Source organism: Aromatoleum sp. (assembly GCF_032027225.1).
GTDB lineage: Bacteria > Pseudomonadota > Gammaproteobacteria > Burkholderiales > Rhodocyclaceae > Aromatoleum.
Map to the genome: position 1 here is coordinate 14,976 of NZ_JAVSMM010000027.1, position 18,853 is coordinate 33,828.

18 protein-coding genes and 1 tRNA gene are annotated in these 18,853 nt (G+C 68.1%); 10 read left to right on the forward strand and 9 right to left on the reverse strand.

Annotation, left to right across the window (positions count from 1 at the left end):
• Positions 1 to 37 precede the first annotated feature (37 nt).
• On the reverse strand, positions 38 to 1,261 hold the full coding sequence (locus ROZ37_RS20555; protein WP_312662457.1) for an MFS transporter: 1,224 nt from the start codon (positions 1,259 to 1,261) through the stop codon (positions 38 to 40).
• Positions 1,262 to 1,513: 252 nt separating this feature from the next.
• Between ROZ37_RS20555 and ROZ37_RS20560 the strand changes: the two genes are divergently transcribed.
• The gene (locus tag ROZ37_RS20560; RefSeq protein ID WP_312662460.1) at positions 1,514 to 2,269 is read left to right on the forward strand and encodes a pirin family protein; all 756 of its coding nucleotides are present in this window, start codon (positions 1,514 to 1,516) and stop codon (positions 2,267 to 2,269) included.
• Positions 2,270 to 2,349: 80 nt separating this feature from the next.
• A complete protein-coding gene (gene ribA / locus ROZ37_RS20565) occupies positions 2,350 to 3,012 on the forward strand; it encodes a GTP cyclohydrolase II (protein WP_312662461.1) in 663 nt (220 codons plus the stop codon).
• A 33-nt stretch (positions 3,013 to 3,045) separates the two neighbouring features.
• On the opposite strand, the gene ROZ37_RS20570 is transcribed toward ribA, so the two are convergent.
• From ROZ37_RS20570 to ROZ37_RS20580, 3 genes are all read right to left on the reverse strand, one after another.
• Entirely contained in the window at positions 3,046 to 3,285 is a 240-nt protein-coding gene (locus ROZ37_RS20570; RefSeq protein WP_312662462.1) for a hypothetical protein, read from the reverse strand.
• Positions 3,286 to 3,376: 91 nt separating this feature from the next.
• Entirely contained in the window at positions 3,377 to 4,003 is a 627-nt protein-coding gene (locus ROZ37_RS20575) for a class I SAM-dependent methyltransferase (RefSeq protein WP_312662463.1), read from the reverse strand.
• Entirely contained in the window at positions 4,000 to 4,203 is a 204-nt protein-coding gene (locus ROZ37_RS20580) for a hypothetical protein (protein ID WP_312662465.1), read from the reverse strand. Before ROZ37_RS20580 ends, ROZ37_RS20575 begins: the two co-directional genes overlap by 4 nt.
• On the opposite strand from ROZ37_RS20580, the gene ROZ37_RS20585 reads away from it, so the two are divergent.
• The 4 genes from ROZ37_RS20585 (at position 4,190) to ROZ37_RS20600 (ending at position 7,949) form a co-directional block, all read left to right on the forward strand.
• On the forward strand, positions 4,190 to 4,444 hold the full coding sequence (locus ROZ37_RS20585) for a hypothetical protein (RefSeq protein ID WP_312662467.1): 255 nt from the start codon (positions 4,190 to 4,192) through the stop codon (positions 4,442 to 4,444). The genes ROZ37_RS20580 and ROZ37_RS20585 overlap by 14 nt on opposite strands.
• A 78-nt stretch (positions 4,445 to 4,522) precedes the next feature.
• A tRNA-Leu gene (locus ROZ37_RS20590) sits at positions 4,523 to 4,607 on the forward strand.
• Positions 4,608 to 5,056: 449 nt separating this feature from the next.
• Positions 5,057 to 7,543, forward strand: coding sequence for an EAL domain-containing protein (locus ROZ37_RS20595; protein WP_312662469.1), 2,487 nt, complete (start codon positions 5,057 to 5,059; stop codon positions 7,541 to 7,543).
• Positions 7,544 to 7,733: 190 nt separating this feature from the next.
• Positions 7,734 to 7,949: a DUF3079 domain-containing protein gene (locus ROZ37_RS20600; RefSeq protein WP_312662471.1), complete on the forward strand. Its 216-nt coding sequence runs from the start codon at positions 7,734 to 7,736 to the stop codon at positions 7,947 to 7,949.
• Between the two features lie 88 nt (positions 7,950 to 8,037).
• Here ROZ37_RS20600 and ROZ37_RS20605 read toward each other — a convergent pair whose 3' ends face one another.
• Positions 8,038 to 9,210, reverse strand: coding sequence for a methyltransferase (locus ROZ37_RS20605; RefSeq protein WP_312662473.1), 1,173 nt, complete (start codon positions 9,208 to 9,210; stop codon positions 8,038 to 8,040).
• Positions 9,211 to 9,745: 535 nt separating this feature from the next.
• On the opposite strand from ROZ37_RS20605, the gene ROZ37_RS20610 reads away from it, so the two are divergent.
• The 4 genes from ROZ37_RS20610 to ROZ37_RS20625 all read left to right on the forward strand — a co-directional run bounded on the left by ROZ37_RS20610 (position 9,746) and on the right by ROZ37_RS20625 (position 13,811).
• The gene (locus tag ROZ37_RS20610) at positions 9,746 to 10,903 is read left to right on the forward strand and encodes a glycosyltransferase family 9 protein (protein ID WP_312662474.1); all 1,158 of its coding nucleotides are present in this window, start codon (positions 9,746 to 9,748) and stop codon (positions 10,901 to 10,903) included.
• Positions 10,904 to 11,067: 164 nt separating this feature from the next.
• The gene (locus ROZ37_RS20615) at positions 11,068 to 11,856 is read left to right on the forward strand and encodes a 3-hydroxybutyrate dehydrogenase (RefSeq protein ID WP_312662475.1); all 789 of its coding nucleotides are present in this window, start codon (positions 11,068 to 11,070) and stop codon (positions 11,854 to 11,856) included.
• A gap of 11 nt (positions 11,857 to 11,867) precedes the next feature.
• A complete protein-coding gene (locus tag ROZ37_RS20620) occupies positions 11,868 to 13,085 on the forward strand; it encodes a patatin-like phospholipase family protein (RefSeq protein ID WP_312662476.1) in 1,218 nt (405 codons plus the stop codon).
• 522 nt (positions 13,086 to 13,607) lie between these two features.
• On the forward strand, positions 13,608 to 13,811 hold the full coding sequence (locus ROZ37_RS20625) for a cold-shock protein (protein ID WP_312662478.1): 204 nt from the start codon (positions 13,608 to 13,610) through the stop codon (positions 13,809 to 13,811).
• A 337-nt stretch (positions 13,812 to 14,148) separates the two neighbouring features.
• Here the strand turns inward: ROZ37_RS20625 and ROZ37_RS20630 are convergent, their stop codons facing one another.
• The 4 genes from ROZ37_RS20630 to ilvA all read right to left on the reverse strand — a co-directional run bounded on the left by ROZ37_RS20630 (position 14,149) and on the right by ilvA (position 18,734).
• Positions 14,149 to 15,411, reverse strand: coding sequence for an Hsp70 family protein (locus ROZ37_RS20630; protein ID WP_312662479.1), 1,263 nt, complete (start codon positions 15,409 to 15,411; stop codon positions 14,149 to 14,151).
• Positions 15,412 to 15,558: 147 nt separating this feature from the next.
• Positions 15,559 to 16,434, reverse strand: coding sequence for a formyltetrahydrofolate deformylase (gene purU / locus ROZ37_RS20635; protein ID WP_312662481.1), 876 nt, complete (start codon positions 16,432 to 16,434; stop codon positions 15,559 to 15,561).
• A gap of 11 nt (positions 16,435 to 16,445) precedes the next feature.
• Positions 16,446 to 17,057, reverse strand: coding sequence for a bifunctional phosphoserine phosphatase/homoserine phosphotransferase ThrH (thrH, locus tag ROZ37_RS20640; protein ID WP_312662482.1), 612 nt, complete (start codon positions 17,055 to 17,057; stop codon positions 16,446 to 16,448).
• Between the two features lie 435 nt (positions 17,058 to 17,492).
• Positions 17,493 to 18,734: a threonine ammonia-lyase gene (gene ilvA, locus ROZ37_RS20645; RefSeq protein ID WP_312662483.1), complete on the reverse strand. Its 1,242-nt coding sequence runs from the start codon at positions 18,732 to 18,734 to the stop codon at positions 17,493 to 17,495.
• Positions 18,735 to 18,853 lie beyond the last annotated feature (119 nt).

Here is an 18,853-nt window from a genome sequence, read left to right on the forward strand (position 1 = left end):
TTTCCGACGACGGACGCGGCGATGGAAAGCAGCGATTCTAGGGCGCGGCGGCTCCCGCGCGGGATTCGCGTTCGTGACGGTGATGGAGGACCAGCGCTCGCCCGACCGCGACGCCGAGCAGCGGCATCGCCACCGCAGCGGCGCCGAACAGCGCGCCTGCGCCGCCGCGTGCGAACAGCATCGCCGCGAGCACGACGCCGACCGACTGGCCGAGATAGAACGCCGACGCGAACAGCGACACCGCCGCGCCGCGCACGTGCGGCGCCATCTGAGTCCCGTTCGCCTGCAAGGTGTTGTGCAGCATGTAGAAGCCGAGCCCGGCGAGCAGACTGGCGGGCATCGCCCACCCCCAGCCTTCCCCGAGCGCGAGCAGCAGCCACGCGAGTCCGATGACGACGCCGCCGAACGTCGCCAGCCCGACCTCGCCGAGTCGCCGGATCAAGTGGCGTGCGGCCAAGATGTACCCGAGGCCGCCGAGGCCGAAGAACGCGAGCAGTCCGCCCGCCATCGTCAGCGACAGCCCGAAGCGCTCGTGCAGATACGACGGCACGAACGCGAGCGCGCCGAACGTGACGAGGCCTTCCGCGCACACCGCGAGCAGCACGATGCGCGCCCAGCCGACCGCGAACACCGCGCGGACTTGCGCGACGACGCCGCTCGCCCGCGCCCCGGTCGGCCTCACGTGGCGAGTCGACGGGTTCGCGCGCGATTCGCGCACCACGAGCACGCCGACGACGAGATAGACCAGCGCGATGAACGCGAACGCCCAGCGCCAGCCGAGCGTGTCGACGAAGAAGCCGCCGATGAGCTGGCCGCCGATGACGCCGAGGATCTGTCCCGACATGAAGCGCGCGAGCGTCGTCTGCCTCTGCTCGTACGGCACCGTGTCGCCGATCCATGCCATCGACAGCGGGATGATGCCGCCGGCCGATGCGCCGGTCAGCAGCCGCGCGAGCGTCAGCCAGTCGAGCGACGCAGCGAGCGCGGCGCCGAGGCTCGCGCCGGTGCAGACGAGCGTCGCCCAGCCGACGAGCCGGTAGCGCCCGAAGCGGTCGCCGAGCGGCCCGAAGAACACTTGCAGCAGGCCGTAGGCGATCGCGAACGCCGAGACGACCTGCGCGGCGGCTGCCGGCGTGCTGCCGAAACTGCGCGCGAGGTCCGGCAGCATCGGATCGCACAGGCGCGCCGACGCGGCGCTCGCGAACGCCGCAGCGGACAGCAGCGTCAGCGCGCGGCGGTGTTGGCGTTCGGAAGTATTCACAGGATCGGATTTCCTCGGATCGAAAGACGCCGGCGGCCGGCGCAAGGCAGCGAAGTCTATTCAAGCCGACGGGCGACCGGTAGCGGGGAAACTACGACGGCGCGCAGCGTGGGCGGGCCGACGGACGTCTGCCGTCGAGCCCGCGCCGCACTGTTCCGCCTCGGGCAGCAATGTTTTGTCCCGCGGCCGCTTTTTCCCCTTGCCCCCGCGCCTTACCCTCGAATCTCCAAGTGCAACCCCGAGGAGCTTCTCGTGACCCAGTTTCGCAAGGTCGACGCCAAAACCCTGCACTACATGCCCGCGAGCAGCGTGCATCCGGCCGACACGTACTTCCATTTCTCGTTCGCGGATTACCACAACCTCGCCCGGATGAACTTCGGCGTGCTGCGCGTGCTCAACGACGACGACGTGCGCCCGAAGAGCGGTTTCGGTCGCCATCCCCATCGCAATATGGAGATCGTCAGCTACGTCATCAGAGGTGGCCTGACGCACTGGGACAGCGCGACGGACGTCGTGGACACGCTGCGTCGCGGCGAGGCGCAGGCGATCAGCGCCGGCACCGGCGTCTGGCATTCGGAGATGAACCACGGCGACGAGGCGTGCCGCTTCCTGCAGATCTGGATCCTGCCGTCGGCGGCCGGCCTGCCGGTCCGTTACGCGGCGCACAAGCCGAGCGCCGACGAGCGCCGCAACCGGCTGCTGCAGCTCGTCGGACCGCGCTCCGATGCAAATGGCGTGCCGCTGCAGGTCAATCAGGACGTCAATGTTTACGTTTCGGAGTTGACCGATTCGTCCGTACGCGTCACCTTCTCGGTAAAGGCAGGCCGACAGGCCTACGTGAACAACTTCGAAGGCAGCGTCACGGTCGCGGGTATCGCCACGCTCGGGGAGCGCGACACGCTTGAAGTCGTCGGTCCGCTGGAGCTTGAATTTTCCGGTGCCCGGGCCCATTTCGTCCTCATCGAAATGGCCGAGCCGGCATCCGTTGGAGCCGGGATCGCCTCCTGAAGTTACGTCGCACCGGCATGACGCGGTCCCGCTGGTCGTCCTGATCCACCGACCGCGACCAGAACACAGAGAGAGACAAAATGGAAACCGCGGACCTCGACAACGGCACCGCCCTCAGCGAAGCGCTGGAACCCGCCGAACGCAAGGCGCGCCTCGTCGCATCCTGCCGGCTGCCGACGCCGTGGGCGACCTTCACGATGCACGGCTTCGAGGAAGTCGGCACCGGGCGCGAGCACGTCGCGCTCGCGCTCGGCACGATCGACGACGGCACTCCGGTGCTCGCACGGATGCACTCCGAATGCCTGACCGGCGACGGCCTCTTCAGCCGCCGCTGCGACTGCGGCCCGCAACTGGAAGCCGCGCTCATGGCGATCGCCGCCGAAGGCCGCGGCGTGTTGCTGTATCTGCGCCAGGAAGGCCGCGGCATCGGGCTGCTGAACAAGATCCGCGCGTACGCGCTGCAGGACGAAGGCGCCGACACCGTCGAGGCGAACCACCGGCTCGGCTTCGAGGCCGACCGTCGCGACTACGCGGTCGCCGCGGACATGCTGCGCGAGCTGAACGTCGCGTCGCTGCGTCTGATGACGAACAACCCGCGCAAGCTGCACGCGCTCGAGAAATACGGCATCACGATCACCGAACGCGTGCCGCACCAGATCGCCGCGAATCCGCACAACGCTGGCTACCTGCAGACCAAGGCGCGCCGCCTCGGCCATCTGCTCGAGATGATCGGCCCGCACTGACGCACGAGCACTGCGGGAGGCGCCGCTCCCGCTCTACCGCTCCGGGTCGTTCTTCCTGACTCCGCGCAGGTTCATCGCGAAGAGACCGATCTGCAACGCGATCAGCGCGTACGCGCCGTCGTGCCAGCCCCAGACGATCCAAAGCACATTGCTGACGATGAAGCACCAGAAGCCCCAGCTGCGTTTGCCTTTCCGCTGCGACGCGACGAGCCACGCGGCGACCAGCGTCACGACCATCGCCGGCCACTGAAGCGCGTCGAGAAATTCGTTCACTGCCGCTGCGCCCGGCCCCGGGGCAGCCAGCGCGCCGCGCCCGACAGGGCATCGCCGCCGCCGTGAAGGACGGGAGGCGACGCGCTTCGCATCAGGGCTTGCGCGCGACCATGCCGATCAGCGCCGAGCGCCCGCGATGAGCATTGCCCTCCGCGACGTCGTCCTCGTATTCGACGAGTTCCTCGATCACCCAGTCGGCAAAGGCCTCGCGCAGCAATTCGGTCGTGTACAGGTTCTCGACCGCCGACGGCCCGCCGGTGCGGTAGTCGAGCTGCTTCGGCGTGTAGCCCTGCAGCAGGATGCGTCCCCCGGCGCGCGTCACGCGCTTCAGCGCGGCGAACTGCTGCTCGCGCTCGGCCGGGCCGACGAACTGGATGAAGATGCCGACGACCCAATCGAAGGCGCCGGCGAGTTCGGGCGGCGGCCAGTCGGGCGACATCATGTCGGCGCGGAGGAAGTCGATTGCGACGCCGCGGCCCGCCGCGAGCCGGCGCGCCTTTTCGATCGCGACATCCGAAATCTCGACGGCCGTCACCTCCAGCCCTTGCTCGGCCAGCCACACCGAGTTCCTGCCCTCGCCGTCGGCGACCGCCAGCGCGCTCCGTCCGTCCGCGAGTTGCGCCGCGCGATTCGCGAGAAAGCGATTCGGCTGCGTGCCGAAAAGATAGTCCTCGCCGGCATCGCGATAACGCTGGCTCCACATCGATTCCTGGCTCATTCGGCCTTTTCCCCTTTCTCCGATCGAAAAAACATACGTTCCTCATAACCGCCGCAGTCGACCCGCGCCGTCGCCGGGAGTTCAACCGGCTTCCAGCGGGCGCAGCCGACCGGCCCGAGCCCGGCCCATGCGAACTTTCGCTGCGGTATAGGGGTCTCGGCCCTGCAGCTTGGCCTCGCGAACCCGATGAACAGCGTCATCCGCAACCTCCTTCTGGCGATCTTCCTGACCGTCGTCATCGCGCTGGCCAAGCCGTATCTCGAGATGGCCGTGTACGCGGCGCGCCTCGCATCGCTGCCGGCACCGCCAACGCTTGCGATGCCCGTCGACGGCGTCGATAGGCGCGCGTTGCGCGACAGCTGGCACGCGGAACGCGGCGGCGGGCGACGGCACGAAGGCATCGACCCCGATCTTGATGCTCCCCGCAAAGGGCGGCTATAATCCGCGCCCTCTTGCGCTCCGGGCTGATCCGGGCAGCGGCCGTATCGCCGGACGCCGGCAGTGGTCGGAATGCAGAGAGCCTTGGTGGTGAAATTGGTAGACACGCTATCTTGAGGGGGTAGTGTCGAAAGACGTGCGAGTTCGAGTCTCGCCCAAGGCACCATTCTTCCAGCGTCGAGATCCCGCGGCGTCGGTGAAAGCGCTCCGCGCTGCGCCTTCCACAATCCTTCCCCGTGAAAAACTCCCGACCGCGGCGAACGGGCGGTTCGCGCCGGGCCGAATCCGTCCTCGCCCGCGCAGGGCCGCAGCCGTCGGCGCGCATCGACGCTTCCTTGTCAGGGTCGGCTCGTCCATCCCCGGGCGTGAGCGCCCGCATTTCGCCGTCGCGGCACCTGCCTGCGCAGGACGCCGCCCCGCCGCCTTCCGAAAGTCACGGGATTCGCCCCCGACTCCCTCGACGCCATTCCGGCCCCCTCCCGTTTCCGCCGGTTTTCCGTCGGATCTGCGGCGCACCGTGTCCTAATGCCTCCCGCACGGCTCGCGGCGCGCCTACAATCCGAAGCCTTAAGCTAATGATTTTTATGGTTTTTGCATGAACACAAAAGGCGCGGCGTGAAGATTCGCATCAAGATCCTCCTCGGGTATGTCCTGCTCGCGGTGCTCGTCGTGGTCGTCGCGCTGGTCGGTTTCCGCGCGACGCACTCGATGGGGCGCCATTTCGACGAAGCCATCAACCGCACGCAGCCGGTGTTGCAGGCGCTGCAGGACATCCGTTTCGGCAGCGTCGCGCTGGAGGGCGATGTCTATCGCTCCGTGCACGAAGCCCGGGCGCTCGCTTCGCCGGAAGTCGGGCCCGCCACCGATCCGCGCCGCGGCTTCGCCGAGCTCGACGCGGCAGTGACGCGCTATCGCGGGCTGGTCACCGCCCACTTCCCGCACGAGGCGGAGGACGCGGCGAAGATCGCCGGCGAAATCGGCGCACTGGAGGACGCCGTCGAAAAGCTGCGTGTCGGCGCGCTCTCCGGCGCGGAAGCCGACCGGGCGCTCGCCGAGCTGTCCGGGTCGGTCGCGCGTGTCCTCGACGCGACCGAAAAGGCTGCCGCAGCGGAGCTCGACGAATTCGTCGCCTACCAGCGCGGCGTCGACGACGAACTCGCGGCGCAGGAAAGGATGATCGGCGCGGTCGCGCTCGTCGCGCTTCTGTGCGCGCTCTTCGCCGGCGCGCGGATCGCCGGGCTCGTCGCACGGCCCGTCGTCGCGCTGCGCGACGCTGCCCGCAAGCTCGGCGGCGGACGCTTCGATACCCGGGTCGCGGTCACCGACGACACCGAAGTCGGTGAGTTGGCGCAGGCCTTCAACGCGATGGCCGAGCAGCTCGCAGGCAGCATGGTGTCGCGGGAGTACGTCGAGGACATCATCGATTCGGTGGCCGAGGGGATCATCGTCGTCGATCGCGAGGGTCGGGTCGAACGCGTGAACCACGCCTTCCGGGCGCTGTTCCGCTCCACGGACGACCATGTCTTCGCGGGCCGTCCGATCGCCGATTACCTCCCCGACAGCGAGGTGATCGAGGCCGCTTTCAGCACGCCGATCGCACGGCACTGGATCGAGACGAAGATGCCGGCGGCCGACGGTGACGTGCTGGTCGTCGCGCTGTCGGTCGCGGGCCTGCAGTCGACGAACGCGCGCGCGGGCGCCGTCGTCCTCGTGCACGACATCACCGAACGCAAGAGCAACGAGGAACGCCTGAGCTACCTCGCGCGCTACGACCAGCTGACCGGGCTGCCGAACCGCACGCTGCTGCTCGACCACCTGAATCAGTCTTTGGCGCGCCAACCGTGGAAGAAGGAGCACACGGCGGTGCTGTTCTGCGATCTCGACCGCTTCAAGTTCGTGAACGATACGCTCGGCCACTGCATCGGCGACCTCCTGCTGCAGGCCGTCGCGGACCGGCTGCAGGATTGTGTGCGCCCCGGCGACATCGTTGCGCGTTGGTCGGGCGACGAGTTCGTCGTGTTGCTGAACGACGTCGCGAACCGCTGCGACGTGAGGCCGCTGGCCGAGCGGCTCGTCGCGCAGCTCAGCCGGCCGGTCGACCTCCGCGGACACGAGATCTTCGTCACCGCGAGCGTCGGCATCGCGATCTCGCCCGAGCATGGGACGCAAGCCGACGAGCTGATCAAGTGCGCCGACATCGCGATGTTCGCCGCGAAGGCCGAAGGCAAGAACACCTGCCGCTTCTACAGCCGCGACATGGCCGAGCGGTCGCAGGAACGGCTGCAGCTCGAACGCGCGTTGCGGCGCGCGCTGCAGGAGGGCAATCAGTTGCAGGTGCATTACCAGGCGCAGAAGCGGCTCGACGGCCCGCTGATCGGCTTCGAAGCGCTGGTGCGCTGGCAGCACCCGGAACTCGGACTGATCCCGCCCGCCCATTTCCTTCCGGTCGCCGAGGAAGCCGGGCTGATGGCGGCGGTCGACGAGACCGTGCTGCGGATCGCCTGCGCACAGGCGCGTCAGTGGCAGATGGAGGGCACGCAGGGCCTGCGGGTCGCGGTGAACGTATCCGACCACCTGTTCCGCCGCGGCGACCTGCCGGAGCTCGTCGCTGCGTTGCTGGCCGAATTCGATCTGCCGCCTTCCGCGCTCGAACTCGAGCTGACGGAAGCGGTCGTGATGTCCGACATCGAAAGCTCGATCCGCACCTTGCACCATATCCGCGATCTCGGCGTCGACCTGTCGATCGACGACTTCGGCACCGGCTATTCGTCGCTCGCGCACCTCAAGCGCTGCCCGGTCCAGATGCTGAAGATCGACCGCTCGTTCGTGAACGACCTGATGACCGATCCGAACGACGCCGCGATCACTGAAGCGATCACCGCGCTCGCGCACAAGATGAACATCCAAGTGATTGCCGAAGGGGTCGAAACCGAAGCGCAGCTCGAAGCGCTACGGCGTTACGGGTGCGACGCGATCCAGGGCTACTGGCTGAGCAAGCCGATCCCGGCGTCGCTGCTGCCTGCGTTCCTGCTGCGCGTCGGGCACCCGCGCGCGGCGGCGCCGGAGACGGAGCAATGCGAGGAGTGCGCGTCGGCGGCGTGACGGGCGAAAGAGGGGCACCGTCGCTCCGTTCCGAACTGTCCTCGTTTCCCGCACCGTTTGGCGTGCGCCTGACGCGACGAGCCGCTCGCCGCGGAGGTCCGGGTACTCGTGGATTGATACGGCTCAATCACTTGCGGGGGGGCAGGAGAGTAGACTTTCCGATGTTGCGAACCCTTTCGCGAGCTGTCGAATGGCAAAGAAATTTCCTCTTCACCCCAAGCACCCCGAGCGGATCTGCTGGGGCTGCGACCGCTATTGCGCCGCCGATTCGCTCGGTTGCGGCAACGGTTCGGGCCGCACGCAGCACCCCGCCGAACTGCTCGGCGACGACTGGTACACCTACGGCGACTGGGGCATCGACGTCGAGGACGAACAAACCGCGACGCCCACCGGCGCAACGTCCTGACGCGCCTGCTCCGGCGGAGCGCCCCCGCAGCGACTCGGCGGCCACCTCACAGCCGAGACCGTAGCACCCGCAGCCCGGGTTCGCCGAGCTAACGCTCTGCGATGACCAGCAGGTTTCGCGGCGTCAAGGAACGCGCGCAAAAGCTGCCGACTTCGACGTCGAACCCGGCCTCTTCCAGCCCGAGCGCGAGATCCAGCACGAGCCACATTTCCAGCGCGCGCCGAAAGGCGTGGCGGACGAGCTCGAAGCGCCGCACTTCATCGCGGCGACCTTCCCCGACCGATTGCCAGTGCGCCCAATCGACGCGCGCGGGCAGGCGTACGCCCTCCCGCTGCGCGAGGGCCTCGCCGAACGCAACGAAGTCGCCCGCCAGCCAGCCCTTCGGCACCGGGCGGAAAGTCCGCGGGACTGTGCCTTCGATCGCTTCGCGCAACGCGATGAAGCCCAGCTTCCACGCCTGATCGCGCGCGAGACGCGCCCTGACGTGGCGGGGTGCGGTCACGGTCTCGGTCACCGCGAGGCGCAGCGCGTCCGCGTCGAGCGGCAATGAAGCGGCGCGGCTCACCGGACGGTAGCCGTTCTCGGCGCCGCGCGCGTAACAGCACGGTGCGATGCGATAGCTGCGCGCACCGTCGCGGTCGGCGCTGCGGACGAGGCTACGGTGCAGCTCGCCGCAAGCGTGCAACGCGAGGACGCCGCGCCCGCGCAGGTGGGAACGGGACGAGTCGTCGAGCGCGTCGGCGCACAGCACGACCTGCTCGACCCCTGCGCGGGCTGCGAGGTGCGACGCGTCCGCGCACAGCACGGGATCGATTTCGAGCGACGCGACCGGCACGCGATCGGCGAGCGCGACGCGTCGGCCCAGGTGCCCCTTGCCGGCGCACCATTCGAGCACCGGCGCGCGCGCAATCGGCCGATGCGCCGCGAAAGCTTCGATCTGCTCGCGCTTGCGCCCCGGGATCGACCAGTCGAAATGCGGAGCGCACAGCGGCAGCGGGCGGGAAGGCAGCGCCGGCAGCACGGCCAACTCGCCGAGCCGGTCGACCACCGGCAGCCAGGACGCGAGCCACGCACAGCAGACGGCGGGATCGTCGGCGTATCGCGCGAGCGCTGCCGCGTCCAGCGCGAGCACCGCTTCGGCCAGCGCGGGCCGTTCGTCGCACCAGTCGGGCCGGCGAACGCGGAACGGCGCGGGACGCCACCATGTCTCGTGGGCAGTGAGCAGCGCCTGCAATTCGAGAAAACGCTCGCGATGGTTCATCGTCGGGGAAATGGGATTCGGGGAAGCGGGAAAAGCTTGGCGGCCAGGAGGCCGGCTGCGACGCTCGATGGGATCGGCTCGGAAGCACGAACACTTCCCCGCCCGGCCATTTCACCCGGCAAGTTAATACAACCGTTCGCCCTGAGCTTGTCGGCGGCGGGACTTCGACAAGGTCAGCCCGGACGGTATTCAGCTGCCGGTCAATAAAACCCTTGCCGCGAGAACCTTCGCCCTCGCGGAGGTCGGTCGGGCAAGCGACCGCTTTTCCGGCGACACCCGGGACCACGTCGCGCCCTCGCTCGTCGATGATCTCCGTTCGATCGGGCCGCCGCGCATCTTACTGTGCCGGCGCCCGACAAGCGCATCCGGCTACCCGAAGCGGCGCGGGAAATTTTTACGCGGTCGCACCGCGGCCGACGAATCGGATCACGCCACGGGCAGCCGCGGAGCAAGGGACGCAGGCGCGGTGAGTCGAAGGCGGTGCCGAGGCCCGCGAATTGCTGTCCCGGGAATCGCACAGCCCGGAGGCGCCCGAATGAAAAAAACAGCCGACTCTTTCCTGCACTGGCCCGCAGGCACCACCGTTTGCGATCACCAACGCGGAAACCGGGCGGCGGCGGCGCTCACGGCGGCCGAACCCCTGCCGGACGTGCGCAAGATCGCGGTGCTGCGCGCGAATGGCCTCGGCGACTTCATCTTCACGCTGCCCGCGCTCGACGCGCTGCGACGCGCCTACCCCGAAGCCGAGATCGTGCTCCTGGGGAAAGCGTGGCACCGGGATTTCCTGGCGGGACGGACGATCCCGGTGGACCGCGTCGTCGTCGTTCCCGCCGCGCGCGGAGTCAGCGTGGCCGAGCCCGCGGACGAGAACGCTGGCGAACTCGCGAGCTTCTTCGGAGAAATGCGCGACGAGCGCTTCGACCTCGCATTCCAGCTCCACGGTGGCGGCCGCTACTCGAACCCGTTCGTGAAGCGCCTCGGGGCGCGGGTCACGATCGGCCTTAAGACGCCTGACGCGGAGCCGCTCGACCGCTGGCTGCCCTACATCTACTACCAGCCCGAAGTCTTCCGCTTCCTCGAAGTCGTCGCCCTCGCTGGCGCAGGGGCCAAGGACTGGGAGCCGCAACTCGCCGCGAACCCGGCCGACCTGGACGAAGCCGGTCGCATCGTGCCCGCGTCGGACGCGCCGTGCGCAGTGCTGCATCTCGGCGCGGGCGACTCGCGCCGGCGCTGGCCGGCCGAGCGCTTCGCCCGCGTCGGCGACGCGCTCGCACACGCGGGCGCGCAGGTCGTACTGAACGGAACCGGCGAAGAGCGCGACCTCGTCGACGCGGTGCAGGCGCAGATGCGCGAGCCGGCGGCGGATCTCGGCCCCGACTGCACCTTCGCGCGTCTCACCGGCGCCCTCGCGCGCGCCGCGGTCGTCGTCTCGTGCGACTCCGGTCCGCTCCACCTCGCGCGCGCGGTCGGCGCGGCGACCGTCGGCATCTACTGGTGCGGCAACCTCGTCAATGCCGGGCCCACGACCCGCGCCCTCCACCGGCCCTTCGTCTCGTGGCGGCTCGAATGTTCGGTGTGCGGGACGAACACGATCACCGGCCGCTGCGCGCACGGCGCATCCTTCGTCGACTGGGTCGACGCCGACGAGGTCGCCGGAGCGGCGCTGGAGCTGCTCGCGCTCGCGCACGGATGAGTGGCCGAACGACGGGCTTGCGGGAAGCTCCGCACCACGTAAACGCTCCGCCCGACTCGCATGCGCACCGGCTCGGGGGAGACATCCGCTTACCGCCCTTTCCTTGATTTCGTCCGACGGCTGACCCAAGTTTCTAGCCTCGACACGCGATCAAGGAGCGACGCATGACGGAACGACTCGATGGCAAGGTCGCCGTGGTGACGGGCGCCGCCAGCGGCATAGGCAAGGCGATCGCTACCGATTTCGCGCAGGCGGGCGCGACCGTCGCGGTGACCGATCTGAACCTCGCCGCTGCCGAAGCGGCCGCGGCCGAAATGACGGCGGCGGGCGGCAAGGCGTTCGGGCTCGTGATGGACGTCACCGACGAAGCGGCGGTCGATCGCGCGATCGACGAGGTCGCGGCGAAGCACGGCAGCGTCGATGTGCTGGTGTCGAACGCGGGCATCCAGATCGTCAACCCGATCGAGCAATTCACTTTTCGGGACTGGAAAAAGATGCTCGCGGTGCATCTGGACGGTGCGTTCCTGACGACGCGGGCCGCGGTGCGGCACATGTACGCGGGCGGCCGCGGCGGCGCGGTGATCTACATCGGCTCGGTACATTCGCACGAGGCCTCGGCCCTGAAATCCGCGTACGTCACCGCGAAGCATGGCCTCCTCGGGCTCGCGCGCGTGCTCGCGAAGGAAGGCGCCGCCCATGACGTGCGCTCGTACGTCGTGTGCCCGAGCTACGTGCGCACGCCGCTCGTCGACAAGCAGATTCCCGAGCAGGCGCGCGAGCTGGGCATCAGCGAGGAAGAAGTCGTGCGCGACGTGATGCTCGGCGAGACCGTCGACGGCGAGTTCACGACGGTCGAGGAGATCGCGCGCACGATCCGCTTTCTCGCGACCTTCCCGGGCAACGCCTTCACCGGTCAGTCGTTTCTCGTGAGCCACGGTTGGCACATCCAGTAACGGCGCTGCCCGTGTCGTCACGCGAACCCGATCCGCGCGAATGCGCGCCCGGCACGGACCCGCTGGCGAAACCGTCGTCACTGCCGTATGACGTCGTCGCGCTCGTGCTGCAGGGCGGCGGCGCGCTCGGCTCGTACCAGGCCGGCGTGATCCAGGGACTCGATGAAGCGGGGATCGCACCGAACTGGCTCGCCGGCATCTCGATCGGTGCGCTGAACGTCGCGCTGATCGCCGGCAATGCGCCCGGCGAGCGCATCGCGCAGCTGCGGACGTTCTGGGAGACGATCTGCCGCCCGCTGCTGATGCAGCCGGTCGCGGACGCGATGCAACATTGGATCGCGAAGCTCGGCGGCGATGCGCGGCGGATGTTCAATGCGGCGGCCGCCTGGCGCGCCGTCATCGAGGGACAGCGCGGTTTCTTTACGCCGCGGATGCCGCCGCCGTGGGCGGCGGTCGAGCTGCCACCGGGCAACACGAGCTATTACGACACCTCGCCGCTGCGCGAGACGCTCGCCGGACTCGTCGACCTCGATCGCATCAACTCGCGCGAAGTCCGCGTGTCGGTCGGCGCGGTCAACGTGCGCACCGGCAACTTCGAATATTTCGACAACACCGTCGGGCCGTGGAAGGGCCGGCTGCGGCTCGAGCACTTCATGGCGTCCGGCGCGTTGCCGCCGGGTTTTCCGCCGGTCGAGATCGACGGCGAGTTTTACTGGGACGGCGGCGTGATCTCGAACACGCCGCTGTCGCACGTGCTGTCGGCAACGCCGCGGCGCAATACGCTCGCATTCCAGGTCGACCTGTGGAGCGCGCTCGGCAACGTGCCGACGAACATCTGGGACGTGCAGGAACGCCACAAGGACATCCAGTATTCGAGCCGCACGCGCGCGATCACCGACCTGATGGCGCGCGAGCAGGAGCTGCGCAACCTCATCCGCGAGCTGCTGAAGCACGTCCCCGAAGAAACCCGGCTCGCGCACGCCGCCTGTCGCACCGCGGCCGAATGGGCCTGCGACCGGCAGGTCGGCGTGATCCAGCTGATCTATCAGGAAAAGGAATGGGACGGGCTCGCGAAGGATTACGAGTTCAGCCCGCAGACGATGCACGACCACTGGGAGAGCGGCCTCGATGACGTCCGGCAGGCGCTCGCGCATCGCGAGTGGCTCGAACTGCCGCCGCCAAGCAAGCATTTCGTCACGTACGACGTCCACCGACAACCGCATCCATAGGCGCGGGCACGGCGGACGCGGGCGTCTGCAGGAGCAGCCCTGCTCCAACCCGCCTCGCGCCGATCAGCGGACGTTCATCGCTACTGAAGACCGCGGCGCCACCCCCGCGATTACCCGGACGAGCCCGGCGCGTGTCCCGATCCCGGCGCTGCAGCGGCATCTCCAGATCGCACCGCGACATCGTGTCGCCCCCTCTGGCGCCGCCCCGGACACGACGAATGGATATAGCGTTTCGGGATGATCCGGACTCATCGCTGTCGGAACGGACATACCAGGCTGCCGGTATCTGTTCGCGCGAGTCACTACCATGAACGCCATATGAGGAAAAAATATTCTGCTTCAAGGCCTTTCAGCGCTTGACCGGCCTTCTTTTTTTCAACAGACTGCCTCCCGCGTCACATGAAATCGCGTGGTTCTTCGTACTCGCGTGCCTGTTCGGTACTTCAGTTCGTCTTTCCCCGATCTCGATTGTCGCACTCCGGGCAATCGCCCTTTATTAACTCCGATTTGGGATTTATCAAAATGGCAACTGGTACCGTCAAGTGGTTCAACGACTCCAAGGGCTTCGGCTTCATCACCCCGGACAACGGCGGTGACGACCTGTTCGCGCACTTCTCCGCGATCCAGGGCACCGGCTTCAAGAGCCTGACCGAAGGTCAGAAGGTGCAGTACGAAGAAGCGACCGGCCCGAAGGGCAAGCAGGCGAGCAACATCCGCCCGCTCTGATCCACGAGCATGGCACGGCCTGACTCCCGTCGGGCCAAGCGCGAAAAAAAGCCCGGCGACGCCGGGCTTTTTGCTTTCCGCGCCGGGTTTCCAAAGGTTTGGCGAGCGCCTTCCCCCCGCCCTCCTCCGGATTTCCTCCGGACTCCTTCGGGCCACCTCCCAGCTTTCACGGCCTTTCGGATCGTTCGGACCCATTCGCACTTTGCGGCTCTTCGGATCCCTCTCGGTCCATTCCCGAGCCTTTCTCCCGTCCGGCTCTGCTCCAGCCTTTCCCACGCTTTCGACCGGCTTTCCAGCGCCGGACCGGGTGCTTGCCTTTCCGCCCGCCCCTGTCGCGTCAGCCGTAGCGCCGAGCGGCTTCGACCGCGAGGCCGGCGCCGATGCTGCCGTAGAGGTCGCCTTCGACGGCCCGCGCCGCGGGAAGCTCGGCCGCGATCCGCGCGCGCAGTTGCGGCACCCCGCTCGCGCCGCCGGTAAAGTAGATCGTGTCGACGCGTTCGCGCGTGACGCCGGCCTCGGCGAGCAGTTCTCCGACCGCCGCGGCCACGCGCGCGACGAGCGTCGCCGTCGCATCGGCGAACGCCTCACGCCCGATTTCGTGCCGCAACCCCGCTTCCAGCCGGTCGAGTTGCAGTGACGCCACCGGCGCCTGTGACAGGTCGATTTTCGCCTGCTCGACCTGGAGCGCGAGCCAATGCCCCTCGCGCCGGCTGATCAGCCTGGACAGCCGGTCGAGTTCGACGCGCGCCGTCGCACCGCGGTACACATGTTGCAGATCGGACCAGGCCTGCCGTGTGTAGGCGAAGTTGATCGTGTGCCAGGTCGCGAGCTGGAAGAACAGGCTGGACGGGACCTCGGCGCCGTTCTTCATGCGGCTGCGATAGCCGAGAAGCGGCATCACGCATTCGAGGCTCAGCGCGCGGTCGAAGTCGGTGCCGCCGATGTGCACGCCGGCGTTCCCGAGCAGGTCCTCGCGCCGCTCGTCGCGCCCGGCCCGCTCGGGCGACAGCCGCACGAGCGAGAAATCCGCGGTGCCGCCGCCGATGTCGGCGACCAGCACGAGTTCTTCCCGCGCGAGCGAAGTTTCGTAATGCAGCGCGGCGCCGATCGGTTCGAACTGGAAACTCACGTCGCGAAAGCCGATCTGGCGGGCGACCGCTTCGAGCGTGTCCTGCGCCTTGCGATCGGCGGCCTCGTCACCATCGACGAAATGGACCGGCCGTCCGAGCACCGCCTCGTCGAAACGCTGCCCGGCCTCGCTCTCGGCGCGGCGCTTCAGCTCGCCGAGGAAGCTCGCGAGCAGGTCGCGGAACGGCAGCGCGCGCCCATGGACTTCGGTCTGGCCGTCGATCAGGCTGCTGCCGAGGAGGCTCTTCAGCGAGCGCATCAGCCGGCCCTCGTAGCCTTCGAGATATTCGGCGAGTGCGGCGCGGCCGTAGCAGGTGGTCTCCTCGTCGGCGTTGAAGAACACCGCCGACGGCAGCGTCGGTTTGCCGTCTTCGAGGGCGAGCAGCGTCGGCGCGGCGGGCCGCAACCAGCCGACGGTGGAGTTCGACGTGCCGAAATCGACGCCGCAGGCGCGCGCGGGGGAAATGAGCATGAGCGGAAGCTACGGGAAACGGGCCGCGAATGCTACGCGAGCCCGGTCACGCGGGCGACCCCGGCCGCGCGATCCCGGGGGCTCGCGCCGCCCCGAGCGCGCTCGCGACCCCGCCTTGCCGCTTGACCTCGATCCGCGACCCGCGGCTCAGCGGAAGACGATGGTCTTGTTGCCGTGCGTCAGCACACGGCCTTCGAGGTGGTAGCGCAGGCCACGCGCGAGGACCGTCTTCTCGATGTCCTTGCCGTAGCGGACCATGTCCTCGACGGAATCGGAGTGGTCGATGCGGATCACGTCCTGGTCGATGATCGGCCCCTGGTCGAGGTCGGCGGTCACGTAGTGGCAGGTCGCACCGATCAGCTTGACGCCCTTCGCCCAGGCCTGGTGGTAGGGCCGCGCGCCGACGAAGCTCGGCAGGAAGCTGTGGTGGATGTTGATGATGCGACCCGGAAAGGCGGCGCACAGTTCGGGCGACAGCACCTGCATGTAGCGCGCGAGCACCATCGTGTCGCCGCGGACTTCCTCGAAGATGCGCCGCACTTCGGCGTACGCGGCGACCTTGTTGTCGGGCGTCACCGGCACGTGCAGGAAGGGGATGCCATGCCACTCGACGAAGCCGCGGAAGGTGTCGTGATTCGAGATCACGCACGGAATCTCGATGTCGAGCTCCTTCGACTGCCAGCGCGCGAGCAGATCGTAGAGGCAGTGCTCCTGCTTCGACACCAGGATCACGACGCGCTTCTTCACCGCGGAATCGGTGATCGTCCAGTCCATCTCGAGTTCCTGCGCGAGCGGGCGGAAGCGCTCGCGGAACTCGGCGAGATGGAAGGGCAGCGAGTCGGCGCGGATTTCGAGGCGCATGAAATAGCGCCCGACCGACTCCCCTTCGCGGGGAGCCTCGGCGTGCAGCGAAGTCTCGAGAATCCAGCCGCGATGCTCGGCGATGAAGCTCGAGACGCGCGCGACGATCCCGACCCGGTCCGGGCAGGACGCCGACAGCGTGAAAAAGCGCTCGCGGTGCATCGCCGGCGCCCTCACGCGACGCGCGCGAAAGCCTTGTCGATCTCCGCGCGCAGCTCATCGTAGGTGCGCGTGACCGGGAACTGCGGGAATTCGCGCACGACGTTCTCGGGCGGGTGGAACAGGATGCCGCCGTGCGCCTCGCCGAGCATCGCGGTGTCGTTGTACGAATCACCCGCCGCGACGACCGTCAGGTTCAGCTCCTTGAAACGCTTGACCGCCTCGCGCTTCTGGTCCGGCATCCGCAGATGGTAATCGACGAGCACGCCGTTCGTGTCGGCTTCGAGGCGATGGCAGAACAGCGTCGGCCAGCCGAGCTGCTTCATCAGCGGCTTCGCGAACTCCTGGAAGGTGTCGGACAGGATCACGACCTGGTAGCGCTCACGCAGCGCGTCGAGGAACTCGCGCGCCCCCGGCATCGGCCCCATGCTGCCGATGACTTCCTGGATGTCCGGCAGGCCGAGCTTCTTCCCGGCGAGGATGTCGAGCCGGTACTTCATCAGCGTGTCGTAATTCGGCTCGTCGCGCGTCGTGCGCCGCAGCTCGGGAATGCCGGTGCGTTCGGCGAATTCGATCCAGATTTCGGGGACCAGCACACCTTCGAGGTCGAGGCAGACGAGTTGCACGGGCGAGTTCCTGTTGCGCAAGAGGAAAGCCGCGATTCTATTACAACCGTTCTCCCTGAGGCCCGTCGAAGGGCGCTGCAACAACCGTTCGCTCTGAGCCCGTCGAAGGGCGTTGTCACGATCGTTTGCCTGAGCCTGTCGAAGGATGCTGCCAGGCTTCGACAGGCACGGTATCCGAAGCCAGACTCATGCCAGCGGCGCCGTGACTGTGACGGAGTCGGCAGTCCGGCCCCGCAAAGTCGCCGATACTGCGGGCTCCGCGTGCGCGCGACGAATTTGTAACAACTCGGAACTTCTGCGGAAAGCACGGCTCTCTACGTGCGTATCGGGTGTGCTTTCCGGTAATGGTGTAACCCTTGACCCGTGGATGGCGGGTTTTTTGGCGGGGCGGCCTCTGGGCTCGCCCCGTTTTTCTTTTCGGCCGCCTGCGCCCGCTCAACTCGCGAGCAGGTTGCGCACCCTGAGGCCCTGCTCGACGAAATGCGTCAGCAGCGCGTGCTGATGGTCGAGGTCTCGCGTTTCGATCTGCAGGATCACTTCGGTCATCCCCACCGGGACGTGCAATTCGCCGCGCCGATGCTCGACGTGGCGCACGTTCATCCCGAGTTCGGCGACGGTTTTCAGCAGCGCGAGCAGCTTGCCCGGTGCGTCCGAGATCGTCACCGCGACGCTCATCAGCCGCCCGCTCGACGCGAGGCCGTAATCGATCGAACGCCCGACGAGCGTCATGTCGATGTTGCCGCCGGAGATCACGACGACCGCGCGCTCGTCCGGCCGCAATCGAATCTTCCGTTGCATCAGCGCCGCGAGTCCGACAACGCCCGCGCCTTCGCCGATCGTACGCGTGCGCTCGAGCAGTGCGACGATCGCCTCGGCGATCGCGTTGTCGTCGACGGTGACGATCTCGTCGACGTGGCGCGCGACGACCTGCCGCGTCAGCACGCCGGGGCGCTTCACCTTGATGCCGTCGGCGATGGTGTGCGCCCCGGGCGGCACTTCCTCGAGCGAGCCGTCGCGCAGGAACCGCCGCCACGGCGCAACCGTCTCGGTCTGCACGCCGACGACGCGGATCGCCGGATTCTGCAGCTTCAGCGCGAGCGCGACGCCGGCGATCAGGCCGCCGCCGCCGAGCGGCACGATCGCGAGCGTCATGTCCGGCGCGTCCTCGAACATCTCCAGCCCGCAGCTCGCCTGCCCCGCGATCACGTCGCGGTCGTCGTACGGATGGATGAACGCGAGCTGCTCGGCGTCCGCGAGCCGGCGGGCCTCGTCGGCCGCGACTTCGAGCGTGTCGCCGCAGAGGTGCACGTCGGCACCGAGCTTGCGGCACGCGACGATCTTCGTCAGCGGCGCGTTGGTCGGCATCACGACGACGGCGCGCAATCCGGCCTGCGCCGCGGCGCGCGCAACACCCTGCGCGTGATTCCCCGCCGACGCCGCAACGACCCCTTGCCGGGCCGCGCCCTGCTCGAGCAGGCGGCCGATCTTGTGCGTCGCGCCGCGCAGCTTGAACGAACCGGTGCGCTGCAGGTTCTCGAGCTTCAACGACAGCGGCACGCCGAACTCTTCGGACAGCGAATCATTCGGCCACTGCATCGTGCGCGTGATCGCGCCGCGGATCCGCTCACGCGCGGTGACGAGGTCGGACAGTTCGAGCGACAGCGGCTCGGTCGGCATCGGATTTCCCCCGTTTTCAGCCCCGCGGGGCGATCGTTTCAACTGTAGGCGCAAACGACGGCTGCGGCGCCCCCGCATTCCGCGAAAGGCACAACCGGGCATGCCCCGCCACCGAGTCT